The sequence below is a fragment of the Pseudomonas sp. HMSC066A08 genome, from assembly GCF_001813025.1.
GTDB classification, from domain to species: domain Bacteria; phylum Pseudomonadota; class Gammaproteobacteria; order Pseudomonadales; family Pseudomonadaceae; genus Pseudomonas; species Pseudomonas aeruginosa.
The window spans coordinates 258,153-277,081 of the sequence record NZ_KV811348.1 but is presented as its reverse complement, the minus strand read 5'-3'; the positions used below and the strand labels follow the sequence as shown (position 1 = coordinate 277,081).

The 18,929-nt window shown below is 68.2% G+C and carries 25 protein-coding genes; 15 read left to right on the top strand and 10 right to left on the bottom strand.

Features of this window, described 5'->3' with window-relative positions; translation table 11 throughout:
• Nucleotides 1–23: 23 nt before the first annotated feature.
• The 6 genes from ssuE to HMPREF2886_RS25100 all read left to right on the top strand — a co-directional run bounded on the left by ssuE (nucleotide 24) and on the right by HMPREF2886_RS25100 (nucleotide 4,823).
• On the top strand, nucleotides 24–617 hold the full coding sequence (gene ssuE, locus HMPREF2886_RS25125) for an NADPH-dependent FMN reductase (RefSeq protein WP_033968498.1): 594 nt from the start codon (nucleotides 24–26) through the stop codon (nucleotides 615–617).
• Between the two features lie 118 nt (nucleotides 618–735).
• Nucleotides 736–1,707 carry a sulfonate ABC transporter substrate-binding protein gene (locus HMPREF2886_RS25120; RefSeq protein ID WP_033975543.1) on the top strand — a complete coding sequence of 324 codons (972 nt, stop codon included), beginning with the start codon at nucleotides 736–738 and terminating at the stop codon, nucleotides 1,705–1,707.
• 81 nt (nucleotides 1,708–1,788) lie between these two features.
• Nucleotides 1,789–2,937 (top strand): FMNH2-dependent alkanesulfonate monooxygenase, encoded by a 1,149-nt coding sequence (gene ssuD / locus HMPREF2886_RS25115; RefSeq protein WP_058178422.1) that lies wholly within the window; start codon nucleotides 1,789–1,791, stop codon nucleotides 2,935–2,937.
• Between the two features lie 20 nt (nucleotides 2,938–2,957).
• A complete protein-coding gene (gene ssuC, locus HMPREF2886_RS25110; RefSeq protein WP_003102309.1) occupies nucleotides 2,958–3,746 on the top strand; it encodes an aliphatic sulfonate ABC transporter permease SsuC in 789 nt (262 codons plus the stop codon).
• Nucleotides 3,743–4,567 carry an aliphatic sulfonates ABC transporter ATP-binding protein gene (gene ssuB / locus HMPREF2886_RS25105; RefSeq protein ID WP_003102311.1) on the top strand — a complete coding sequence of 275 codons (825 nt, stop codon included), beginning with the start codon at nucleotides 3,743–3,745 and terminating at the stop codon, nucleotides 4,565–4,567. The genes ssuC and ssuB overlap by 4 nt, the downstream gene beginning before the upstream one ends.
• Before the next feature lie 40 nt (nucleotides 4,568–4,607).
• Nucleotides 4,608–4,823, top strand: a complete 216-nt coding sequence (locus tag HMPREF2886_RS25100) for a TOBE domain-containing protein (RefSeq protein ID WP_003091900.1) — start codon at nucleotides 4,608–4,610, stop codon at nucleotides 4,821–4,823.
• 178 nt (nucleotides 4,824–5,001) lie between these two features.
• Here the strand turns inward: HMPREF2886_RS25100 and HMPREF2886_RS25095 are convergent, their stop codons facing one another.
• The 6 genes from HMPREF2886_RS25095 to HMPREF2886_RS25070 all read right to left on the bottom strand — a co-directional run bounded on the left by HMPREF2886_RS25095 (nucleotide 5,002) and on the right by HMPREF2886_RS25070 (nucleotide 8,155).
• Complete coding sequence (locus tag HMPREF2886_RS25095; protein WP_003091899.1) at nucleotides 5,002–5,340, bottom strand: HopJ type III effector protein; 339 nt, start codon at nucleotides 5,338–5,340, stop codon at nucleotides 5,002–5,004.
• 51 nt (nucleotides 5,341–5,391) lie between these two features.
• Entirely contained in the window at nucleotides 5,392–5,703 is a 312-nt protein-coding gene (locus tag HMPREF2886_RS25090) for a DUF1244 domain-containing protein (protein WP_003091898.1), read from the bottom strand.
• Between the two features lie 128 nt (nucleotides 5,704–5,831).
• The gene (gene folX, locus HMPREF2886_RS25085; RefSeq protein ID WP_003091897.1) at nucleotides 5,832–6,203 is read right to left on the bottom strand and encodes a dihydroneopterin triphosphate 2'-epimerase; all 372 of its coding nucleotides are present in this window, start codon (nucleotides 6,201–6,203) and stop codon (nucleotides 5,832–5,834) included.
• 1 nt (nucleotide 6,204) lies between these two features.
• Nucleotides 6,205–6,765: a GTP cyclohydrolase I FolE gene (gene folE / locus HMPREF2886_RS25080; protein ID WP_003091896.1), complete on the bottom strand. Its 561-nt coding sequence runs from the start codon at nucleotides 6,763–6,765 to the stop codon at nucleotides 6,205–6,207.
• A gap of 17 nt (nucleotides 6,766–6,782) precedes the next feature.
• On the bottom strand, nucleotides 6,783–7,487 hold the full coding sequence (gene folM, locus HMPREF2886_RS25075; protein ID WP_058018105.1) for a dihydromonapterin reductase: 705 nt from the start codon (nucleotides 7,485–7,487) through the stop codon (nucleotides 6,783–6,785).
• Nucleotides 7,488–7,597: 110 nt separating this feature from the next.
• Entirely contained in the window at nucleotides 7,598–8,155 is a 558-nt protein-coding gene (locus tag HMPREF2886_RS25070) for a putative antibiotic biosynthesis monooxygenase (protein WP_033968502.1), read from the bottom strand.
• A 279-nt stretch (nucleotides 8,156–8,434) separates the two neighbouring features.
• Here HMPREF2886_RS25070 and HMPREF2886_RS25065 point away from each other — a divergent pair, with 279 nt between their 5' ends.
• Nucleotides 8,435–8,887, top strand: coding sequence for a flavodoxin (locus tag HMPREF2886_RS25065; RefSeq protein ID WP_031638865.1), 453 nt, complete (start codon nucleotides 8,435–8,437; stop codon nucleotides 8,885–8,887).
• Between the two features lie 341 nt (nucleotides 8,888–9,228).
• Here HMPREF2886_RS25065 and HMPREF2886_RS25060 read toward each other — a convergent pair whose 3' ends face one another.
• The gene (locus HMPREF2886_RS25060) at nucleotides 9,229–10,122 is read right to left on the bottom strand and encodes a LysR family transcriptional regulator (protein WP_019726574.1); all 894 of its coding nucleotides are present in this window, start codon (nucleotides 10,120–10,122) and stop codon (nucleotides 9,229–9,231) included.
• A gap of 95 nt (nucleotides 10,123–10,217) precedes the next feature.
• Here HMPREF2886_RS25060 and HMPREF2886_RS25055 point away from each other — a divergent pair, with 95 nt between their 5' ends.
• The 7 genes from HMPREF2886_RS25055 to HMPREF2886_RS25025 all read left to right on the top strand — a co-directional run bounded on the left by HMPREF2886_RS25055 (nucleotide 10,218) and on the right by HMPREF2886_RS25025 (nucleotide 15,387).
• A complete protein-coding gene (locus HMPREF2886_RS25055; protein WP_003091885.1) occupies nucleotides 10,218–10,607 on the top strand; it encodes a CidA/LrgA family protein in 390 nt (129 codons plus the stop codon).
• Entirely contained in the window at nucleotides 10,594–11,280 is a 687-nt protein-coding gene (locus HMPREF2886_RS25050) for an LrgB family protein (RefSeq protein WP_003102323.1), read from the top strand. Before HMPREF2886_RS25055 ends, HMPREF2886_RS25050 begins: the two co-directional genes overlap by 14 nt.
• A 128-nt stretch (nucleotides 11,281–11,408) precedes the next feature.
• Nucleotides 11,409–12,188, top strand: coding sequence for a class II aldolase/adducin family protein (locus HMPREF2886_RS25045; protein ID WP_003114490.1), 780 nt, complete (start codon nucleotides 11,409–11,411; stop codon nucleotides 12,186–12,188).
• Complete coding sequence (locus tag HMPREF2886_RS25040) at nucleotides 12,185–13,081, top strand: alpha/beta fold hydrolase (RefSeq protein WP_033975541.1); 897 nt, start codon at nucleotides 12,185–12,187, stop codon at nucleotides 13,079–13,081. Before HMPREF2886_RS25045 ends, HMPREF2886_RS25040 begins: the two co-directional genes overlap by 4 nt.
• Before the next feature lie 98 nt (nucleotides 13,082–13,179).
• A complete protein-coding gene (locus tag HMPREF2886_RS25035; RefSeq protein ID WP_033968505.1) occupies nucleotides 13,180–13,473 on the top strand; it encodes a hypothetical protein in 294 nt (97 codons plus the stop codon).
• Between the two features lie 115 nt (nucleotides 13,474–13,588).
• The gene (locus HMPREF2886_RS25030; RefSeq protein ID WP_003111019.1) at nucleotides 13,589–14,500 is read left to right on the top strand and encodes an SDR family oxidoreductase; all 912 of its coding nucleotides are present in this window, start codon (nucleotides 13,589–13,591) and stop codon (nucleotides 14,498–14,500) included.
• A 116-nt stretch (nucleotides 14,501–14,616) separates the two neighbouring features.
• Nucleotides 14,617–15,387 carry a crotonase/enoyl-CoA hydratase family protein gene (locus HMPREF2886_RS25025; protein ID WP_003091874.1) on the top strand — a complete coding sequence of 257 codons (771 nt, stop codon included), beginning with the start codon at nucleotides 14,617–14,619 and terminating at the stop codon, nucleotides 15,385–15,387.
• A gap of 19 nt (nucleotides 15,388–15,406) precedes the next feature.
• Here the strand turns inward: HMPREF2886_RS25025 and HMPREF2886_RS25020 are convergent, their stop codons facing one another.
• From HMPREF2886_RS25020 to HMPREF2886_RS25010, 3 genes are all read right to left on the bottom strand, one after another.
• Nucleotides 15,407–15,751, bottom strand: coding sequence for a cupin domain-containing protein (locus HMPREF2886_RS25020; RefSeq protein ID WP_003091873.1), 345 nt, complete (start codon nucleotides 15,749–15,751; stop codon nucleotides 15,407–15,409).
• Between the two features lie 34 nt (nucleotides 15,752–15,785).
• Nucleotides 15,786–17,192: an NAD(P)/FAD-dependent oxidoreductase gene (locus tag HMPREF2886_RS25015; protein WP_039027821.1), complete on the bottom strand. Its 1,407-nt coding sequence runs from the start codon at nucleotides 17,190–17,192 to the stop codon at nucleotides 15,786–15,788.
• Nucleotides 17,193–17,281: 89 nt separating this feature from the next.
• Nucleotides 17,282–18,022: an AraC family transcriptional regulator gene (locus HMPREF2886_RS25010; protein ID WP_079989625.1), complete on the bottom strand. Its 741-nt coding sequence runs from the start codon at nucleotides 18,020–18,022 to the stop codon at nucleotides 17,282–17,284.
• A gap of 284 nt (nucleotides 18,023–18,306) precedes the next feature.
• Here HMPREF2886_RS25010 and HMPREF2886_RS25005 point away from each other — a divergent pair.
• Nucleotides 18,307–18,929: DUF1302 domain-containing protein (locus tag HMPREF2886_RS25005; protein ID WP_045108252.1), on the top strand; the 623-nt coding region annotated here is incomplete at its 3' end.

Genomic DNA, 18,929 nt, shown 5'->3' with positions numbered 1-18,929 from the left:
TTCCGGTTATAAGGAATCCCCCCATGCTCGTCGTTTCCATCGCCGGAAGTCCCAGCGTACGCTCCCGCTCCGGGGTGTTGCTGGAGCGTGCCAGGGACTGGCTGAGCCGTCGCGGCGTCGAGGTGGCCAGCCACCAGGTGCTGGATTTTCCCGCCGAGGACCTGCTGCATGCCCGCCTCGACAGTCCGCCGGTACTGGCGCTGGCCGAGCAGATCGGCCGCGCCGACGGCCTGCTGGTCGCCACCCCGGTGTACAAGGCCTCGTTTTCCGGCGCGCTGAAGGTCCTGCTCGACCTGTTGCCCGAGCGCGCCCTGGAGCACAAGGTGGTGCTGCCGTTCGCCACCGGCGGCAGCAGCGCGCACATGCTGGCCGTGGACTATGCATTGAAGCCGGTCCTGGCCGCGCTCAAGGCCCAGGAGGTACTGCACGGCGTATTCGCCGTGGACAAGCAGATCGCCTACGCCACCGAGAGCGACCCGGCGCGCCTGGAACCGGTCCTCGAGCAGCGCCTGGAAAACGCCCTGGAAACCTTCCACCTGGCCCTCTCGCGACGGCCGCAGCCGATCGACCCGCAGTTGCTCAACGAGCGCCTGGTGAACGCCCGCTGGAGCATCTGATCCGTCCGCCGCCAGCGCACGCGCGCCGCGGCCCGATTGCACAACGCACACACGACGACCTCACTGTTCCGTCAACGGCGCGGCAGGTTCGGCACCCACAACGACAAAGGAGAGCGCCATGCGCACCATCGCTTTGCGTCGTGGACTGGCGGCCCTGCTGGTGGCGGCCCTGTCCTACGGCGTCCAGGCCGACGAGAAGTCGGCCAACACCCTGCGGATCGGCTACCAGAAATACGGCACCCTGGTCCTGCTCAAGGCCCGCGGCACCCTGGAGAAACGTCTCGCCGAAGACGGCGTGAAGGTGCAATGGACCGAGTTTCCCGGCGGCCCGCAACTGCTCGAGGGACTCAATGTCGGCAGCATCGACTTCGGCGTGACCGGGGAAACCCCGCCGGTATTCGCCCAGGCCGCCGGCGCCGACCTGCTCTACGTGGCCTACGAACCGCCGGCGCCGACCAGCGAGGCGATCCTCCTGCCGAAGGACTCGCCGATTCGTTCGGTGGCCGAGCTGAAGGGCAGGAAAGTCGCCCTGAACAAGGGCTCCAACGTGCATTACCTGTTGGTCCGCGCCCTCGAGCAGGCCGGCCTGAAGTACAGCGACATCCAACCCGTCTACCTGCCGCCGGCCGACGCCCGCGCCGCCTTCGAGCGCCACAGCGTCGACGCCTGGGTGATCTGGGACCCCTACCAGGCCGCCGCCGAGAAACAGTTGTCCGCGCGGGTCCTGGTGGATGGTCGCGGGCTGGTCGACAACCACCAGTTCTACCTCGCCACCCGGACTTACGCGCAACGGCATCCGCAGGTGCTCGACAAGCTGGTGGACGAGATCCGCCAGGTCGGCGACTGGTCGCGGGCCAACCCGCAGCAGGTGACCGAGCAGGTCGCGCCGCTGCTCGGGCTGCCCGCCGACATCACCCTTACCGCGGTGAAGCGCCAGGGCTACGGCGCGCAGTTGATCACCCCGGCGGTGGTCGAGGCGCAGCAGAAGATCGCCGACACCTTCACCCAGCTGAAGCTGATTCCCAAACCGCTGAGCATCAAGGACGTGATCTGGACGCCGCCGGCCGGCAAGGTCGCCAGCGCACCCTGAGCCCGTACCGCCCACCCACATACCGACACGATCATCGCGCGGCTACGCCACGCCGGCGCGCTCACCCTGGAGTCAATTGCGATGAGCCTCGAGATTTTCTGGTTCCTTCCCACCCACGGCGACGGCCACTACCTGGGCACCACCCAGGGCGCCCGTGCCGTCGACCACGGCTACCTGCAGCAGATCGCCCAGGCCGCCGACCGCCTGGGCTTCGGCGGCGTACTGATCCCCACCGGACGTTCCTGCGAGGACTCCTGGCTGGTCGCCGCCTCGCTGATCCCGGTAACCCAGCGCCTGAAGTTCCTCGTCGCGCTGCGTCCCGGGATCATTTCGCCGACCGTCGCTGCGCGCCAGGCGGCGACCCTGGACCGGCTGTCCAACGGCCGCGCGCTGTTCAACCTGGTCACCGGCGGCGATCCCGACGAACTGGCTGGCGACGGCCTGCACCTGAGCCACGCCGAACGCTACGAGGCGTCGGTCGAATTCACCCGCATCTGGCGTCGCGTGCTGGAGGGCGAGACCGTCGACTACGCCGGCAAGCACATCCAGGTGAAGGGCGCCAAGCTGCTCTATCCGCCGTTGCAGCAGCCGCGTCCGCCGCTGTACTTCGGCGGCTCCTCGGAGGCCGCCCAGGACCTCGCCGCCGAGCAGGTCGAGCTGTACCTGACCTGGGGCGAGCCGCCGGCGGCGGTTGCCGAGAAGATCGCCCAGGTACGCGAGAAGGCCGCCCGCCAGGGCCGCCAGGTGCGCTTCGGGATCCGCCTGCACCTGATCGTCCGCGAGACCAGCGAGGAAGCCTGGCAGGCCGCCGATCGCCTGATCGCGCACCTCGACGACGACACCATCGCCCGCGCCCAGGCCTCCCTGGCGCGCTTCGACTCGGTCGGCCAGCAACGCATGGCCGCGCTGCACGGCGGTTCGCGCGACAACCTGGAAGTCAGCCCCAATCTCTGGGCCGGCGTCGGCCTGGTGCGCGGCGGCGCCGGCACCGCGCTGGTCGGCGACGGGCCGACGGTGGCGGCGCGGGTCAGGGAGTACGCCGAGCTGGGCATCGATACCTTCATCTTCTCCGGCTATCCGCACCTGGAAGAGTCCTACCGGGTCGCCGAACTGCTGTTCCCGCACCTCGACGTGCAGCGCCCGGCGCAGCCCGAGGGACGCGGCTATGTCAGCCCGTTCGGCGAGATGGTGGCCAACGACATCCTGCCCCGGCAGGCCGCGCAGAGTTGAGAGCGGTCGGAGCGAACGACATGAGCATTTCCAAACGACTGGCCGAGCGCCTGGCGCCCTGGGCGCTGCCGCTGGTCCTGTTGGCGGTGTGGCAGGCGGCGGTCGAGTTCGGCTGGCTGTCCAGCCGCATCCTCCCCGCGCCCAGCGCCGTACTCGAGGCCGGCTGGGCGCTGCTGCGCAGCGGCGAGATCTGGCAGCACCTGGCGATCAGCGGCTGGCGCGCGGCGATCGGTTTCCTCATCGGCGGCGCCATCGGCCTGGTGCTGGGCTTCGTCACCGGCCTGTCGAAGTGGGGCGAGCGCTTCCTCGACAGTTCGGTGCAGATGATCCGCAACGTGCCGCACCTGGCGCTGATCCCGCTGGTGATCCTGTGGTTCGGCATCGACGAGTCGGCGAAGATCTTCCTGGTCGCCCTCGGCACGCTGTTCCCGATCTACCTGAACACCTACCACGGCATCCGCGGCATCGACCCCGGCCTGCTGGAGATGGCGCGCAGCTACGGGCTGTCCGGCTTCGCCCTGTTCCGCCAGGTAATCCTGCCCGGCGCGCTGCCGTCGATCCTGGTCGGGGTGCGCTTCGCCCTCGGCTTCATGTGGTTGACCCTGATCGTCGCCGAGACCATTTCCGCCAGCTCCGGCATCGGTTACCTGGCGATGAACGCCCGCGAGTTCCTGCAGACCGACGTGGTGGTCCTGGCGATCCTGCTCTATGCCGTCCTCGGCAAGCTCGCCGACCTCGCCGCACGCGGCCTGGAACGCGTCTGGCTACGCTGGCACCCGGCCTACCAGGTCAAGGGAGGTGGCGCATGAATGCCCACAACGCCGCCCTTGGCGGCACTCCGCAGCGCCTGAAGCGCGGTATCCCGCTGGCCCTGCGCGGAGTGGCGCGGCGCTTCGGCGAGCGCGAGGTGCTCAAGGACATCGACCTGCTGGTTCCGGCCGGGCAGTTCGTCGCCATCGTTGGTCGCAGCGGCTGTGGCAAGAGCACCTTGCTGCGCCTGCTGGCCGGCCTCGACCAGCCCAGCCGCGGCGAGTTGCTGGCCGGCTCGGCGGCGCTGGCCGAGGCCCGCGAGGACACCCGGCTGATGTTCCAGGACTCGCGCCTGCTGCCGTGGAAGCGGGTGATCGACAACGTCGGCCTCGGCCTGCGCGGCGACTGGCGGGCGAAGGCCCTGCAGGCGCTGCGGGCGGTCGGCCTGGCCGAGCGTGCCAACGAGTGGCCGGCGGCCCTGTCCGGCGGGCAGAAGCAGCGCGTCGCGCTGGCTCGCGCGCTGATCCACGAGCCGCGCCTGCTGTTGCTCGACGAGCCGCTCGGCGCGCTCGATGCGCTGACCCGGATCGAGATGCAGCAACTGATCGAAGGACTCTGGCGCGAACACGGTTTCACCGTCCTGCTGGTCACCCACGACGTCAGCGAGGCGGTGGCGGTGGCCGACCGGGTGATCCTCATCGAGGACGGCGAGATCGGCCTCGACCTGCCGGTGGAACTGCCCCGGCCGCGCTCGCGTGGCTCGGCGCGACTGGCCGCGCTGGAAGCCGAAGTGCTCAACCGGGTGCTGGCGCAGCCGGAGCTGCCGCCGCAACCCGAACCCGTTTCACCCCTGCCCACGCAACTGCGCTGGGCGCTCTAACCAACCATGCCTCGTTCCGAATCCCCCCAGGAGAAACGCCATGACCATCAAAGCCATCAACGTTCGTAACCAGTTCAAGGGCACCGTGAAGGAAATCATCGAAGGGCCGGTGCTGTCCGAGATCGACGTGCAGACCGCCGCCGGGATCGTCACTTCGGTGATCACCACGCGCTCGGTGAAGGAACTGGAGCTGGCCATCGGTAGCGAAGTGATTGCCTTCGTCAAGTCCACCGAGGTATCCATCGCCAAGCTGTGACGCTGGCTGCGCCGCGCTTGCGGCGGCGAGAGGGCGGGGACCCCGATGGGGCCCCGCCTTTTTTCGTCGCGTATCGGCAAGGCCGGCCGGTGGCGACGGCTGGCGTGGGTCGCTATGGAGCGGTCGGTAGGGCGAATAACCGCTCGCAGTTATCCGCCGTGGGGGCGACCGGGACTTCTCAGCCCCGGCGCGACAGGGGCTGGCGCTCGAAATGCACGCCGGCCAGGCCGGTCTGTTGCAGGGCGCGGATGTTGGCGTGGTCGTCGCCTTCCGGGTTGTCGCGCACCGCGCGATAGTGCTCGCCGAAGGCCAGCAGGGTTTCCTCGAGGCTGAGGCCCTCGAGGATGGCGAAGCCCAGGGTCTTGCAGGAACCTTCGTTCTGCCCGGCCGGGTTGCTCACGCTGCCGTTGTCGAAGGCGCTCGGCGTGTAGCTGTAGTGCTCGGCGATGAACGCCAGGGTGTCGGTGAACAGGTGGTGTTCGCTGCGCAGGCGCGCGCGGAAGTCGGTCAGGGTCATCGAAACAGGCTCATGGTGTCTGGGGCAGGGTTGGCAAGGGGCCCGGTGGCCTCAGGCGTTGCCCTGGCTCTTGGCGAAGGCGGCCTGTTGTTCCGGGCTCGCTTCTTTCTGGTACTTGGCTTTCCACTCGGCATAGGGCATGCCGTAGATCTCTTCGCGGGCCTGGTCATTGCTGACTTCCACCCCGAGGTCGTCGGCGGCGGCCTTGTACCACTTGGACAGGCAGTTGCGGCAGAAACCGGCGAGGTTCATCAGGTCGATGTTCTGCACGTCCTTGCGGGTCTGCAAATGATGGACCAGGGTGCGGAAGGCGGCGGCTTCGAGTTCCAGGCGTTGCTGTTCGGTGAGGTTGGCTGCGGTCATGGCGGTGTTTCTCGACGATGGCTCGGGGCAGGGTGAAGGCACAGGGCCAGGTCCGGCGATGATAAGAGTTGGCGCGGCCGGCGGGCAACGCTTGTGCGCGTCTTCGCGCGGTTCGCTCGTCGGCCGCCTCAGCGGTGGCCGGCGAGGGTGATCGAGACCGACTCGGCGAAGCGCAGCGCGTGCGGCTTGTCCACTTCCACCTCGGCGTAGCGCACCGCCGGGTTCTCCATCACCAGGTCGAGGATTTCCTGGGTCATCCGTTCGAGCAGGGCGAAGCGGTTCTCCTCGACGTGGCGGATGATCGCCTTGGTGATGGTGCGGTAGTTCAGCGCGTGCTCGATGTCGTTGACCTCCACGGCATCCGCGGCCGGGTAGAGGATGGTCAGGTTGATCAGCACGTCCTGCTTGTTGAGGATTTCCTCCTCCTTGATCCCGATGAAGGTGCGCAGGCGCAGGTCCTTGACGCGGATTCGCGCCATTCCCGGTTCCAGTCGCGGCATGTCACTTGCTCCTTCCGATCAATTGCAGAAATTCCTGGCGGGTGGTGTTCGAGTCGCGGAACGCGCCGAGCATCACCGAGGTGAACATCTGCGAGTTCTGCTTCTCCACCCCGCGCATCATCATGCACATGTGCTGGGCCTCGATCACTACCGCCACGCCGGCGGCGCTGGTCACCTGGCGGACCGCCTCGGCGATCTGCCGGGTGAGGTTCTCCTGGATCTGCAGGCGGCGGGCGAACATGTCGACGATCCGCGCCACCTTCGACAGGCCGAGCACCTTGCCGGTGGGAATGTACGCCACATGAGCCTTGCCGATGAAGGGCAGGAGGTGGTGTTCGCAGAGGGAGTACAGCTCGATGTCGCGGACGATGACCATTTCATCGTTGTCCGAGGCGAACAGCGCGCCGTTGACGATTTCCTCCAGGGTCTGGCCATAGCCGTGGCAGAGGTACTGCATGGCCTTGGCCGCGCGCTTCGGGGTGTCGAGCAGGCCTTCGCGCTGCGGGTCTTCGCCGAGACCGACGAGGATCTCCCGGTAATGCTGGGAAAGTGCTGGGTTCATAAGGGGTCCTTGGCGCCTCACTTGACGTGGCGGCCGCCGTTCACGGTCAGGGTGGTCCCGGTGACGTAGGGGTTGTCCAACAGGTAGCGAAGGCTCTGGTAGATGACTTCCGGCCCCGGCTCGATGCCGAGGGCGGATTTCGCCAGGGTGCGGGCGCGGTATTCGGCGTCGTCCCCGTCGTTGAACATCACCAGCGCCGGTGAAATGGCGTTGACCTTGATCCTCGGCGCGAAGCGCGCGGCGAACGACAGGGTCAGGTTGTCCAGCCCGGCCTTGCTCGCGCAGTAGGCGATGCGCCGGGCGCTGCCCTTGCGCGCCACGTCGTCGGTGAGGTGGACGATGTCGGCGGGCTGCGAGCGTTCCAGCAACTCGGCGCAGTGCAGGTTGATCAGGTAGGGCGCGAGCATGTGCACGCTGAACAGTTGCTGGAACGCCTCGGCTTCGTGGCCGGGCGTCTCGGCGATCCAGTCCGAGGCGTTGTGGACGATCGCTCGCAGGCTGTCGGTATGCTGCCGGAGGGCCCCGATGAAGGCGAAGATGCCGGCCTCGCTGGCGAAGTCGGCGTGCAGGGTCAGCGCGCCGGCCTGGCGCAGTTCGTCCAGCGCCGGGCGTTCGCTGCGGTAGCTGACGATCACCGACTCGCCGTCGGCCAGCAGGCGGCGGGCGCAATGCAGGCCGACACGCTGGCTGGCGCCGGTGATCAGGATCGGGGCTGTCGCCATGGGACTCTCACAGCAGGCGAAGGGAATCGGATGGATGCAGGGTACCCGACTGAGCCAGTCGGGCAAAGCCTTGCGCTACGGCCCACCCCGTCGGGGTGGGCGGCAAGCCCTCAGTGCGCTTCCGGCAGGCTGGTGGCGCGCTGCGGGCGGCGGTGCAGCCAGGGGGCGAGCAGGCGGCTGGAGAGGGGGATGAACCAGTAGGTCATCAGCGGGGTGAGGACCAGGGTACTGAGCAGCACCCGCGCGGCCAGCGACAGCTCGCCGAGGTAGGGGCCGGCGCCGAGGTTGAAGGCCAGCGAGACCGGGAAGAACGCCAGCCAGATCGCCACGCTCTGCTTCCAGCGCGGCGGTTTGCGGTTGTCGTCGAACCAGGCGGCGAGGCCGTGGGCGCGGCGCTCGCGCGGTTCGTCGAAGAGTCCCTGGCCGCGTTCGAGCCAGGCCTGGCGCGAGGCGGAGTGGGCCCAGGCGGCGAGGGTGGCGTCGTCGGCGAAGCGAAAGATCATCTGGAATTCGTCTCCGCCGGCGGGCGGCGCCAGCGCCCCGGAGCCGAGGTAGCCGGGGAAGTCGGCGGCGAGGGCTTCGCCTTCGCGCTGCCAGGCGAGGAAGTCGCGGTAACGGCCGGCGGCGACGCGGCGGGCCACCAGCAGGGTAACGGGAGCGGTAGACATCGTGTATCTCCTGGAACGGTTGAGCGCGCTTCGTGGGCGCCCTCGGACAACGGCGCAGCGCCGGGGGTGGTGGGCTGCGTCGGAGGACAGGCAAGGATCGTTCCCGCCGTGGTGGCGAAGGTTCGCTGCCGTGTCTACGGCAGCGCGATGAAATCCCGATGACAGGGAGTGCGCCAAAATGGTGCTTGAACGTCCTGGTTGCATTGATTCGGTGCGTCCCGCTCGGCGAACGCATGCGGCATAATGTCCGGCTTACCCCTGTTGGCTTACGGAGTGTTCATGAAAGTCGCCATTCTCTCCGGCTCGGTCTACGGCACCGCCGAAGAAGTCGCCCGGCACGCCCAGAAATTGCTGTCCGCGGCCGGCCTCGAGGCCACCCATCTGCCCCGCGCCAGCCTCGACGAACTCAAGGCCTTCGCCCCCGAGGCATTCCTGGTGGTGACCTCGACCACCGGCATGGGCGAACTGCCGGACAACCTGCAACCGCTGTACTACGCGATCCGCGACCAGCTGCCGGCCTGGCACGGCCTGCCGGGCGGGGTCATCGGCCTGGGCGATTCGAGCTACGGCGACACGTTCTGCGGTGGCGGCGAGCAGGTTCGCGAACTGTTCGGCGAACTGGGCGTGCGCGAAGTGCTGCCGATGCTGCGCCTGGATGCCAGCGAAACCGTTACCCCCGAGACCGACGCCGAACCCTGGCTGGCCGAGTTCGCCGCTGCCCTCAAGGGCTGATCCCGGACTTGCCCCGCCGAGGTGGCGGATAACCGCGTAGCGGTTATTCGCCCTACACGGGGAGGGAGCAAGCGGTAGGGCGAATAACGCCCCAGGCGTTATCCGCCGAAACGCCTGCCGAGGTGGCGGATAACCGCGTAGCGGTTATTCGCCCTACACGGGGAGGAGCAAGCGGTAGGGCGAATAACGCCCCCAGGCGTTATCCGCCGAAACGTCCGCCGAGGTGGCGGATAACCGCGTAGCGGTTATTCGCCCTACACGGGGAGGGAGCAAGCGGTAGGGCGGATAACGCCCCCAGGCGTTATCCGCCGTAGCCTCTGCCGAGCTGGCGGTTATTCGTCCTACGCCGGGCTTTCTTCCAGTGGCCGTTCGCGCAGCAACTCCAGCCAGGCCTGCGCCGCCCGCGACAGGTAGCCGCCACGGCGCCAGATGAAGGCGATGTCCCAGCGCAGGTCCGGCTCCCTGAGCAGGACCCGCACCACTCCCGGGCGTTCGATCTCGCGAGCGATCACCCGTGGTAGCAGCACCACCCCCTGGTTGGCCGCCACCAGCGCGCCGAGGAAGTCGGCCTGGCCGCTGCGGCCACCTTCGCGCGGGCTGAAGCCGGCCTCCAGGCAGGCGCGCAGCAGGCGGTCGTTGAGGGTGAAGCTCTGCTGGTAGAGCAGGAACGGGCTGTCCGCCAGTTCGCCGAGGGCGACGCTGGCGGCAGCGGCCTTGGGGTGCCCGGCCGGCAGCAGCACGTCCAGCGGTTCGTTGCAGAACGGCTGGTAGTCGAAGCCGTCGTCCGCCGGAGTGAGGCTGCCGGCCAGTTCCAGTTCGCCGGCCAGCACCGCCTGCTCCATGGTCTTGCTGCCGCCTTCCACCAGGTGCACGGCGATGTTCGGATAGCGCCGCCGGTATTCGGCGAAGCGTTGGGCGAACAGCGCGTCGGCGCCGAGCAACGGCAGGCCCAGGCGCAGTTCGCCGCGGTTGAGCTGGCTGAGGTCGTCCAGTTCGCTGAGCAGGTCGCGGCGCAGCCGCAGCATCTCCTCGGCGCGGCGAAACACCACGGCGCCGGCGTCGGTCAGGCGCACGTGCGGCCCGTTGCGTTCCAATACCTGCACGCCGAGGCTCTGCTCCAGCTGGGCGACCTGCTTGCTGATGGTCGACTGGCTGGCGTGGCGGACCTGGGCCGCCTGGGTGAAGCTGCCCTGGCGGACCACTTCGACGAAGCTACGGAGTTGACGGAATTCCATTCTGGAATGGCTCTCATGCGGACAATTCGCTTTGGGGATGATAGGCCGGGCCTTATCCTTTCTCCATCCCCGATTTCCCAGCCAAGGCCTTTCCCATGTTGCCCCCGCTCGTCCGCCGTCTTTCCCGCCTTGCCGCCGAACTGGCGGTACTCATCGCCTTCTGGTGGGCCGGCGGCTGGCTGGCGAAGGCCATCGGCCTGCCGCTGCCAGGCGGTGTGGTCGGCCTGGCGGCACTGTTGCTGCTGTTCGCCAGCGGCCTGCTGCGTCCGGCCTGGCTGCAGGCCGGCGCCGGCCTGTTGCTGGCGGAGATGTTGCTGTTCTTCATCCCGGCGCTGATGAGCCTGCTCGACTACGGCGCGCTGCTACGCAGCGAGGGCTGGCGCATCCTCCTGGTGATCATGCTCAGCACCCTGCTGGTGATGCTGGTCACCGCGGTGTCGGTGGAGTGGATGTGCCGCTGGAGGGCGCGCCATGAGTCTCGATAAGCAAGCCCTGTTCTGGTTGGCGGCGACCGTCGGCGGCTACCTGCTGAGCCGCCAGCTGTACCGCCGGGTGAAGTGGTACTGGCTGTCGCCCATCGTGTTCGTCCCGGTGCTGCTCTATGCCCTGGCGATTCCCACCCATACCCGCTACGCCGACTACGCCCGCGACACCAATTGGCTGGTGGCGCTGCTCGGTCCGGCGACGGTGGCCTTCGCCATCCCGATCTGGCAGCAGCGCGAGCTGCTGATGCGCCACTGGCCGGCGCTGCTGGCCGGGATGTTCGCCGGCACCGCGGTGGCCATCGGCAGCTCCTGGGCGCTGGCCCAGGCCCTGGCGCTGGACGGCCAGGTCACGCTGTCGTTGCTGCCGCGCTCGATCACCACGCCGTTCGCCATGGAGATGTCCCACGACCTGGGCGGCGTGCCGGAACTGACCGCCGCCTTCGTGATGATCACCGGGGTGTTCGGCGCGGTGATCGGCGGCACCCTGTTGCGCGTCCTGCGCTTGCGTACGCCGCTGGCCCGCGGTGCGCTGTTCGGCGTCGGCGCGCACGGCGCCGGCACCAGTCGGGCCTATGAGTTCGGCGGTGAGGAAGGTTCGGCGGCCGGTCTGCTGATGGTTCTCACCGGGCTGTTCAACCTGCTGGTCGCCCCCCTGGTCGCCCACTGCCTGTAGCCTGCGCGCATAGGCCGGCTGAATCCTCCGCCATTCAGCCGGCGCGCGAGTGTAAGCCCGGCGACAGTCGCCGGAGGAGGGCGGGGCTAGACTCCGGGCATCCGATAACGACAAAAGAGGATGCCGCCGTGACCGCCGTTCACTCCCTGCCCGCCGATGTGCAAGCCCAGGTCTCCGCCGCCGAATGGCAGACCCGCGTCGATCTCGCCGCCTGCTACCGGCTGGTCGCCCTGCACGGTTGGGACGACCTGATCTTCACCCACATCTCGGCCAAGGTGCCGGGCACCGAGGACTTTCTGATCAACCCGTTCGGCCTGATGTTCCACGAGATCACCGCCTCCAGCCTGGTGAAGGTGGACGCCAGCGGCAAGAAGCTGATGGACAGCCCCTACGAGATCAACCCGGCCGGCTACACCATCCACAGCGCGGTGCACGAGGTCCGCCACGACGTCGAGTGCGTGCTGCACACCCATACCGCCGCGGGGATCGCGGTGTCCTGCCAGAAACAGGGCCTGTTGCCGCTGTCGCAGCAATCGTTGTTCGTGCTCTCCAGCCTGTCCTACCACGCCTACGAGGGCGTCGCCCTGAACCATGAGGAAAAGGCCCGCCTGCAGGCCGACCTGGGGGCCAGCAACTTCCTGATCCTGCCCAACCACGGCCTGCTCACCTGCGGCGGTTCCATCGCCGATACCTTCCTGATGATGTTCACCCTGCAACGCGCCTGCGAGGTACAGGTGATGGCGCAGAGCGGCGGTGCCGAGCTGATCCACATCCCGGGGCAGATCCTCGCCGGCGCGCGCGACATGATCGCCGGGGTGATGCGCAGCAAGACCGGCATGGGCGGCCAACTGGCCTGGCCGGCGCTGCTGCGCAAGCTCGACCAGCAGAACCCGGGCTACCGCCAGTGACCGCGGCGCTGCCCGGCATTCCCCTCGAGGCCTGGCGGAGGCGCGGCCGCACCCTGGATTTCAAGGGCTTCCCGATCCGCTACTGGGAAGCCGGGCAGGGCCGGCCGTTGCTGCTGATCCACGGTTTTCCCAGCGCCGCCTGGGACTGGCACTACCTCTGGGAGCCGCTGGCGCAGCGCTACCGCGTGCTGGTCTGCGACCTGCTCGGCTTCGGCGACTCGGCCAAGCCGCGCGCCCATCGCTACAGCCTGCTGGAGCAGGCCGACCTGCAACAGGCGCTGCTCGGCCGCCTGGGAATCGACGAGCCGCTGCACGTGCTGGCCCACGACTACGGCGACAGCGTCGCCCAGGAACTGCTCGCCCGCCACCACGAAGGCCGGCTGCGGCTCGCCTCCTGCGTGTTCCTCAATGGCGGGCTGTTCCCGGAAACGCACCGACCGGTGCTCAGCCAGAAGCTGTTGCTGAGCCCCTTGGGTGGGCTGTTCGGCCGGCTGTTCGACCGCCGCGCCCTGGCGCGCAACTTCGCCAAGGTCTTCGGCCCGCGCAGCCAGCCCGGCGAGACCGAGCTGGATGCCTTCTGGAGCCTGATCGAAAGCAACCAGGGGCAGCGGGTGATGCACCGCCTGATCCGCTACATCGTCGACCGCCGCGAGCAGCGTGAGCGCTGGGTGGCGGCATTGCAGCACGGCGGGGTGCCGTTGCGGGTGATCGACGGAGCCGTCGACCCGATCTCCGGGGCGCACATGGTCGAGCGCTACCGGCAACTGGTCGCCGATGCCGATTGCGTGTTGCTCGATGGCATCGGCCACTACCCGCAGATCGAAGCGCCGGCGGCGGTGCTCGAACATTACCTGGCGTTTCGCGCCCGAGTGGATGATTCAGAGTTTTCTTAAGCGACTTTGAGATTGCAGCAAGTGCCATCGCGCAAGGATCGGGGCTAGGGTGCTGGCGCCTCGCTGGACGAGGCGTTTCGTCACCCATGGAGGTCTCCATGCACGATCCCGTTTCTCCCTTGCGTGTGTTCGACGAGGGCTCCTGGTTGTTCCGCCAGATGGTGCAGGCGCAGCCGTTCATCCGCCAGTCCGGGATGGTCCTCGCCGAACTCGGCCTGCTGCTGGCGCTCGGGCTCGGCTACCTGTGCTGGCAGGAAGGCAGTCGCTGGTACGCCCTCGGCGCCGGCTGCGCGTTGCTCGGCAGCCTGCTGCTGGTGGTGGTCCGGCGCAACTACGACTGGTGGCTGTTCAAGCTAGGCCCGCGTGGCCGGCTGTACATTCCGTTCGACTGAAACGGAACATCCCGCTGCCTTATCGGGCGCCATTCATGGCGGTGCGAAGCCTTGTCCCCGCCGGCGGGCTGGCCGACACTCGGGCAATCCTTCCTACTGCCCTGGAGTCCCGAACATGAGCGATGCCCTGCGTTTCGACGACCAAGTCGTGATCGTCACCGGAGCCGGCGGCGGCCTTGGCCGCGCCCACGCCCTGCTGTTCGCGAAGCATGGCGCCAGGGTGGTGGTCAACGACCTCGGCGGCAGCACCCATGGCGAAGGCGCCAGTGCCTCGGCGGCGGACAAGGTGGTGGCGGAAATCCGAGCCGCCGGCGGCACCGCGGTGGCCAACCACGACTCGGTCACGGACGGCGGCAGGATAGTGGAGAACGCGCTGGACGCCTTCGGTCGCGTCGACGTGGTGGTCAACAATGCCGGCATCCTGCGTGACAAGACCTTCCACAAGATGGAGGACGCCGACTGGGACCTGGTCTACCAGGTGCATGTCGAAGGCGCCTACAAGGTCACTCGCGCCGCCTGGCCACACTTGCGCGAGCAGGCCTACGGGCGGGTGGTGTTCACCTCCTCGACCTCGGGCATCTACGGCAACTTCGGCCAGAGCAACTACGGCATGGCCAAGCTCGGCCTCTATGGCCTGACCCGCACCCTGGCCCTGGAAGGACGCAAGAACAATATCCTGGTCAACGCCATCGCCCCCACCGGCGGTACGCGGATGACCGAGGGGCTGATCCCGCCGCAGGTCTTCGAGCAGCTCAAGCCGGAGTTGGTCAGCCCGCTGGTGGTCTACCTCGGCAGCTCGGCCTGCGAGGATACCTCGGGGCTCTATGAGGTCGGCGGTGGCTGGATCGGCAAGGTGCGCTGGGAACGCAGCCTGGGCTTCGGCTTCGATCCGAAGGCTGGCTTCGACGCGGAGGACGTGGCCGCGCACTGGCAGCAGATCTGCGACTTCGAGAACGCCGCGCACCCGGCGGACAATGTCGAGGCGCTTCGTGAAATGATGGCCAACCTGCAGAAGCACGCGCTCTGAGACGCCCGGCGGATGCGGCGCGGCCGCGGGAAAAGGACTAAGGTGAAGACCGGCTGACGCCGGTCTTCTGCCATCCGGCCGGTGTCTTTTTTCGCTTTTTCCGCAGGGAGTCTGTCATGAGTGTCATCGTCGAACGCAACGGCCCGGTCACCACCCTGGTCATCGCTCGCCCGGAGCGGCGCAATGCGGTGGACCGGCCGACCGCCCAGGCCCTGGCCGACGCCCTGCGCGAATTCGAAGCGGACGATACGGCGCGGGTCGCGGTACTCACCGGCAGCGGCGGCAATTTCTGCGCCGGCGCCGACCTCGCCGCGGTGGCCGAGGATGGCGAGCGGCGCAATCGCCTGGAGGCGGAGGGCGACGGGCCGATGGGGCCGAGCCGCATGCAGCTCGGCAAGCCGCTGATTGCCGCCATCGAAGGCTATGCGGTGGCCGGCGGGCTGGAGCTGGCGCTGCTCGCCGACCTGCGGGTGATGGCCGAGGACGCCATCTGCGGAGTGTTCTGCCGGCGCTTCGGGGTGCCGCTGATCGATGGCGGCAGCGTGCGCCTGCCGCGGATCGTCGGGCAGGGCCGGGCGCTCGACCTGATCCTTACCGGGCGTCCGGTGAAGGCCGACGAAGCGTTGCAGATCGGCCTGGCCAACCGGGTGGTGCCGAGCGGTTCGGCGCGAGCCGAGGCCGAGGAGCTGGCGGCGGAACTCGCCGCCTTCCCGCAGACCTGCATGCTCGCCGACCGCGCCAGCGTATACGCGCAGTGGGAACTGTCCTTCGACGTGGCCCTGGCCAACGAATTCCAGGGCGGGCTGGCGGTGATCGAGAGCGGCGAGACCCTGGAGGGCGCGCAGCGCTTCAAGGACGGCGAGGGGCGCCACGGGCGCTTCGAGTGACGCCGTCGCGCCGCGGGGGCTAGCGATGGATGATCACGTAGCTCTTGCGCACGGTTTCCTGTACATCCCACACGCCGAGACTGTTCTCCGGCAGCAGCAGGGCATCGCCGGCCTCGATGCGGATGGTCTCGCCGCCGTCCGGGGTGAAGGTGCAGCGGCCTTGCAGGAAGTGGCAGAACTCCTGCTCGACGATCTGCCGCCGCCAGCGTCCGGGGGTGCATTCCCAGATGCCGGTTTCCACCTGGTCGGTGCGCTCCACGGCGTAGGCGCGGGTCTGCGCGACCGGCTCGCCAAGGGGCACCGCGACCGGGCTGGCGGCGCCAAGATCGGCGCCGGCGGTATTTTTCAGAAGGGTCAGGGCCATGCGGTTTTTCCTCTGTGGGAGGTGGAGGGGATTCTCAGCGCATCAGGCTTTCCATGCCGGCCGCGAGGGTTTGCGCCAGGCTGCGTCGCCAGGGTGCGCTGTGCGGATCGGCAAGGACCCGGTCCTCATGGACGAAACTGCGGATGATCGCGTTGTAGCCGAGCCAGCGGCAGGGTTCCGGTTCCCAGCGGGCCAGGCTGTCCAGCGGACGCTCGCCCAGCACCCAGGGCTGCCGCAGCAGCTCGCTGTCCTCGCCGAGGATCAGCGCGGCCAGGGTGCGGCCGCCGAGGTTGCTGGCGCCGACCCCTTCGCCGCCGTAGCCGCCGGAGAGGGCGATGCCGCTGGCGCGGTCGAGCAGCATGTGCGGGCGGAAGCGCCGGGCCATGCCGAGATTGCCGCCCCAGGTGTGGCTGATCCTGGCGTCCTTGAGCAGCGGGAAGAGCTCGCCGAACAGGTAGCGACGCAGGCCGACTTCTTCGTCGTTGAGGCTGAAGTCGCTGCGTAGCTTGCCGCCGAAGCGGTAGCCGCCGCGCGCGCCGAAGGCCAGGCGGTCGTCGGCGGTGCGCTGGCCGTAGGTGACCTGGCGGCTGAATTCGCTGAAGGCCTGGCCGCGTTCCAGGCCGATCTCCGCCCAGACCGACGACGGCAGCGGCTCGGTGGCCACCAGCAGGCTCTGCACCGGCAACTGGTAGTGGCCCAGCGGCGGCAGGCTGGCGGCATAGCCTTCCACCGCCGGCACGATCCATTCGGCGCGCAGTTCGCCGCGCTCGGTGCGCAGCAGGCCGCGTTGCCAGTGCAGCACCCGGCTCTTCTCGAACAGCTGCACGCCCAGGCGCTCCACCGCGCAGGCCAGGCCGCGCGCGAGCCTGGCCGGCTGGATGGTGGCGCAGTGCGGCGAATGGATCGCCCCGTAGCTGCCGGGGATGCGCAACTGCTGGTCGAGTTCCTGCGGCGTCAGCCAGCGGTAGTCGCTTTCGTCCAGGCCTTCGGCATAGAGATCATGCAGATAGGCACGCAGGCGGCGTTCCTGTTCCGGGTAGCGCGCCGCGCAGTAGAGCACGCCACCCTTGCGGTAGTCGCAGTCGATGCCTTCCTCTTGCAGCACCCGCGCGACCTCGTCGGGAATCCCGTGCAGCAGGTCGTAGCCGGCCCGGCGCCGCTCCGGCGGCAAGCCGGCGAGCAGGCCGTCCTCGCCGAGCAGGTTGCCCATCAGCCAGCCGCCGTTGCGCCCCGAGGCGCCGAAGCCGGCGGTTTCCGCCTCGACGATGGCGACGCGCAACTGCGGCGCCCGGCGCTTCAGGTAATAGGCGGTCCAGAGGCCGGTGTAGCCGGCGCCGACGATGGCCACGTCGACCTCGAGGGATTCTTCCAGGGACGGGCGCGCTTCGAGCGGATCGTCCAGTTGATTCATCCACAGGCTGAGGTGGCGCCAGGCCGACATAGAGGGCTCCATAGCGAGAGGGAAGGGGGATGCGGCGAGAGTAGGAAGATGCCGTGCGCCTGTCGTGCGCGCGGGTCCGCTGGGAAATCTCAGCGGCGCGACGACAGGCGCTTCAGGTATTCGCGCGGAGACTGGCCGGTGTGCTGGCGGAAGCAGCGGTAGAAGGCCGACAGCGAATTGAAGCCGGCGGCGAAGGCCAGTTCGTCGACCCGTCCGGGCAGCTCGCCGGAAAGCTGGCCGAGCAGGTGTTGCAGGCGGGTCTGGTTGACGTACTGGTAGAAGCTCAGGCCGAGCACCTGGTTGAGCAGGTAGGAAATCTGGTTGCGCGTATAGCCGGTGGCATTGGCCACCTGGGTCAGGTCCAGGTCCGGATCGAGATAGGGCTGGGCCTGTTGGAAGTAGTGCTCCAGGTCGCGCGCCAGCAGGCTCAGCTGCTTGGCCGAAAGCCCCAGGCGGCTGGCCGGCGGCCGGCCGTCGCCGGCCTGGGCTCCGCCGCCGCTTTCGTGGACCAGCGAGGCGTATTCGTTGATGCGCCAGATCAGGCCGTCGCGCACGGTGATCGCCTCGCTGGCGCGGAACGAAGCCAGGCGGCCGCTGAGGGTCACCCGCAGGCGGTACTGGATGAAGGCGGTATCGCCGTCGAAGCGAATACGGTCGGTGTGCTCCAGCGACTCGTCGGGGCCCTTGGGCATGGTCGCCTCGACGTACTCGCGGAGATCGGCCAGGCGCATCCGGCGGTTCTGGAAGAAGTCGTTGTATTCGACCTCGGGATGATAGAGCGCCATCACCGCGTCGATGTCGCGGTGCTTCCAGCTGAGGTGATAGCGCATGACCGTCTCGCGGGTGGCGTCGGCGAGGTCGCGGTCGGCGGGAATGGTCTGTTCGGGCTGCATGCAGCGAAGGATGCCATCGCCGTCGCCGGCGGAACAGTGCCGCGCCGTCATCCATGCACTGGATGACGGCGTATCCATCCTGCATATGGCGTTCGCGGAGGCGCTTTCCAGGGCCCCTGTTCACTCTTTCGGGCGACAGCCGGAATACCTCCTTGGTGCGCTTACCGCCGTTCGGGCCGCTGGGTAGGGTGTAGCCACCTCGACCCTGTCAGGAGAGCCGCATGACAACAACAAAAAGGCGCGGAATCTTCCCTCTGCACGCACTCGCTGCGGCCACAGCCCTGGGTTGCGCCACCCAGGCCTCGGCCGTGTCATTCAACATCGGGGAGATCGAAGGGCAATTCGACTCGTCGCTGTCGGTGGGGGCCAGCTGGTCCATGCGTTCCGCCGACAAGGACTACATCGGCACCCGCAACGGCGGCCACGCCTCGTCGCAGACCTCCGACGACGGCCGGCTCAACTTCAAGAAGGGCGAAACCTTCTCGAAGATCTTCAAGGGCATCCACGATCTCGAACTCAAGTACGGCGACACCGGCGCGTTCTTCCGTGGCAAGTACTGGTACGACTTCGAGCTGAAGGACGAACACCGCCTGCTCTACGACATCGACGACCACAATCGCAAGGAGGGCGCCAAGTCCTCCGGGGCGCAGCTGCTCGATGCCTTCCTCTACCACAACTACAGCATCGGCGACCTGCCCGGCAGCGTGCGGGTCGGCAAGCAGGTGGTGAGCTGGGGCGAGAGCACGTTCATCCAGAACTCGATCAACAGCATCAATCCGATGGACGTCGCCGCCTTCCGCCGGCCCGGCGCGGAGATCAAGGAAGGCCTGATCCCGGTGAACAT

What these genes read in the sequence shown, in the direction of transcription:
- HMPREF2886_RS25015 (WP_039027821.1), bottom strand. Translation starts at nt 17,192, where the DNA reads ATGTCGGCCTGGCGCCACCTCAGCCTGTGGATGAATCAACTGGACGAT.
- HMPREF2886_RS25030 (WP_003111019.1), top strand. Translation starts at nt 13,589, where the DNA reads ATGAGCGATGCCCTGCGTTTCGACGACCAAGTCGTGATCGTCACCGGA.
- ssuD (WP_058178422.1), top strand. Translation starts at nt 1,789, where the DNA reads ATGAGCCTCGAGATTTTCTGGTTCCTTCCCACCCACGGCGACGGCCAC.
- HMPREF2886_RS25020 (WP_003091873.1), bottom strand. Translation starts at nt 15,751, where the DNA reads ATGGCCCTGACCCTTCTGAAAAATACCGCCGGCGCCGATCTTGGCGCC.
- HMPREF2886_RS25095 (WP_003091899.1), bottom strand. Translation starts at nt 5,340, where the DNA reads ATGACCCTGACCGACTTCCGCGCGCGCCTGCGCAGCGAACACCACCTG.
- HMPREF2886_RS25090 (WP_003091898.1), bottom strand. Translation starts at nt 5,703, where the DNA reads ATGACCGCAGCCAACCTCACCGAACAGCAACGCCTGGAACTCGAAGCC.
- folX (WP_003091897.1), bottom strand. Translation starts at nt 6,203, where the DNA reads ATGCCGCGACTGGAACCGGGAATGGCGCGAATCCGCGTCAAGGACCTG.
- HMPREF2886_RS25060 (WP_019726574.1), bottom strand. Translation starts at nt 10,122, where the DNA reads ATGGAATTCCGTCAACTCCGTAGCTTCGTCGAAGTGGTCCGCCAGGGC.
- ssuE (WP_033968498.1), top strand. Translation starts at nt 24, where the DNA reads ATGCTCGTCGTTTCCATCGCCGGAAGTCCCAGCGTACGCTCCCGCTCC.
- folM (WP_058018105.1), bottom strand. Translation starts at nt 7,487, where the DNA reads ATGGCGACAGCCCCGATCCTGATCACCGGCGCCAGCCAGCGTGTCGGC.
- HMPREF2886_RS25065 (WP_031638865.1), top strand. Translation starts at nt 8,435, where the DNA reads ATGAAAGTCGCCATTCTCTCCGGCTCGGTCTACGGCACCGCCGAAGAA.
- HMPREF2886_RS25025 (WP_003091874.1), top strand. Translation starts at nt 14,617, where the DNA reads ATGAGTGTCATCGTCGAACGCAACGGCCCGGTCACCACCCTGGTCATC.
- ssuC (WP_003102309.1), top strand. Translation starts at nt 2,958, where the DNA reads ATGAGCATTTCCAAACGACTGGCCGAGCGCCTGGCGCCCTGGGCGCTG.
- HMPREF2886_RS25010 (WP_079989625.1), bottom strand. Translation starts at nt 18,022, where the DNA reads ATGCGCTATCACCTCAGCTGGAAGCACCGCGACATCGACGCGGTGATG.
- HMPREF2886_RS25050 (WP_003102323.1), top strand. Translation starts at nt 10,594, where the DNA reads ATGAGTCTCGATAAGCAAGCCCTGTTCTGGTTGGCGGCGACCGTCGGC.
- ssuB (WP_003102311.1), top strand. Translation starts at nt 3,743, where the DNA reads ATGAATGCCCACAACGCCGCCCTTGGCGGCACTCCGCAGCGCCTGAAG.
- HMPREF2886_RS25120 (WP_033975543.1), top strand. Translation starts at nt 736, where the DNA reads ATGCGCACCATCGCTTTGCGTCGTGGACTGGCGGCCCTGCTGGTGGCG.
- HMPREF2886_RS25035 (WP_033968505.1), top strand. Translation starts at nt 13,180, where the DNA reads ATGCACGATCCCGTTTCTCCCTTGCGTGTGTTCGACGAGGGCTCCTGG.
- HMPREF2886_RS25070 (WP_033968502.1), bottom strand. Translation starts at nt 8,155, where the DNA reads ATGTCTACCGCTCCCGTTACCCTGCTGGTGGCCCGCCGCGTCGCCGCC.
- HMPREF2886_RS25055 (WP_003091885.1), top strand. Translation starts at nt 10,218, where the DNA reads ATGTTGCCCCCGCTCGTCCGCCGTCTTTCCCGCCTTGCCGCCGAACTG.
- HMPREF2886_RS25100 (WP_003091900.1), top strand. Translation starts at nt 4,608, where the DNA reads ATGACCATCAAAGCCATCAACGTTCGTAACCAGTTCAAGGGCACCGTG.
- folE (WP_003091896.1), bottom strand. Translation starts at nt 6,765, where the DNA reads ATGAACCCAGCACTTTCCCAGCATTACCGGGAGATCCTCGTCGGTCTC.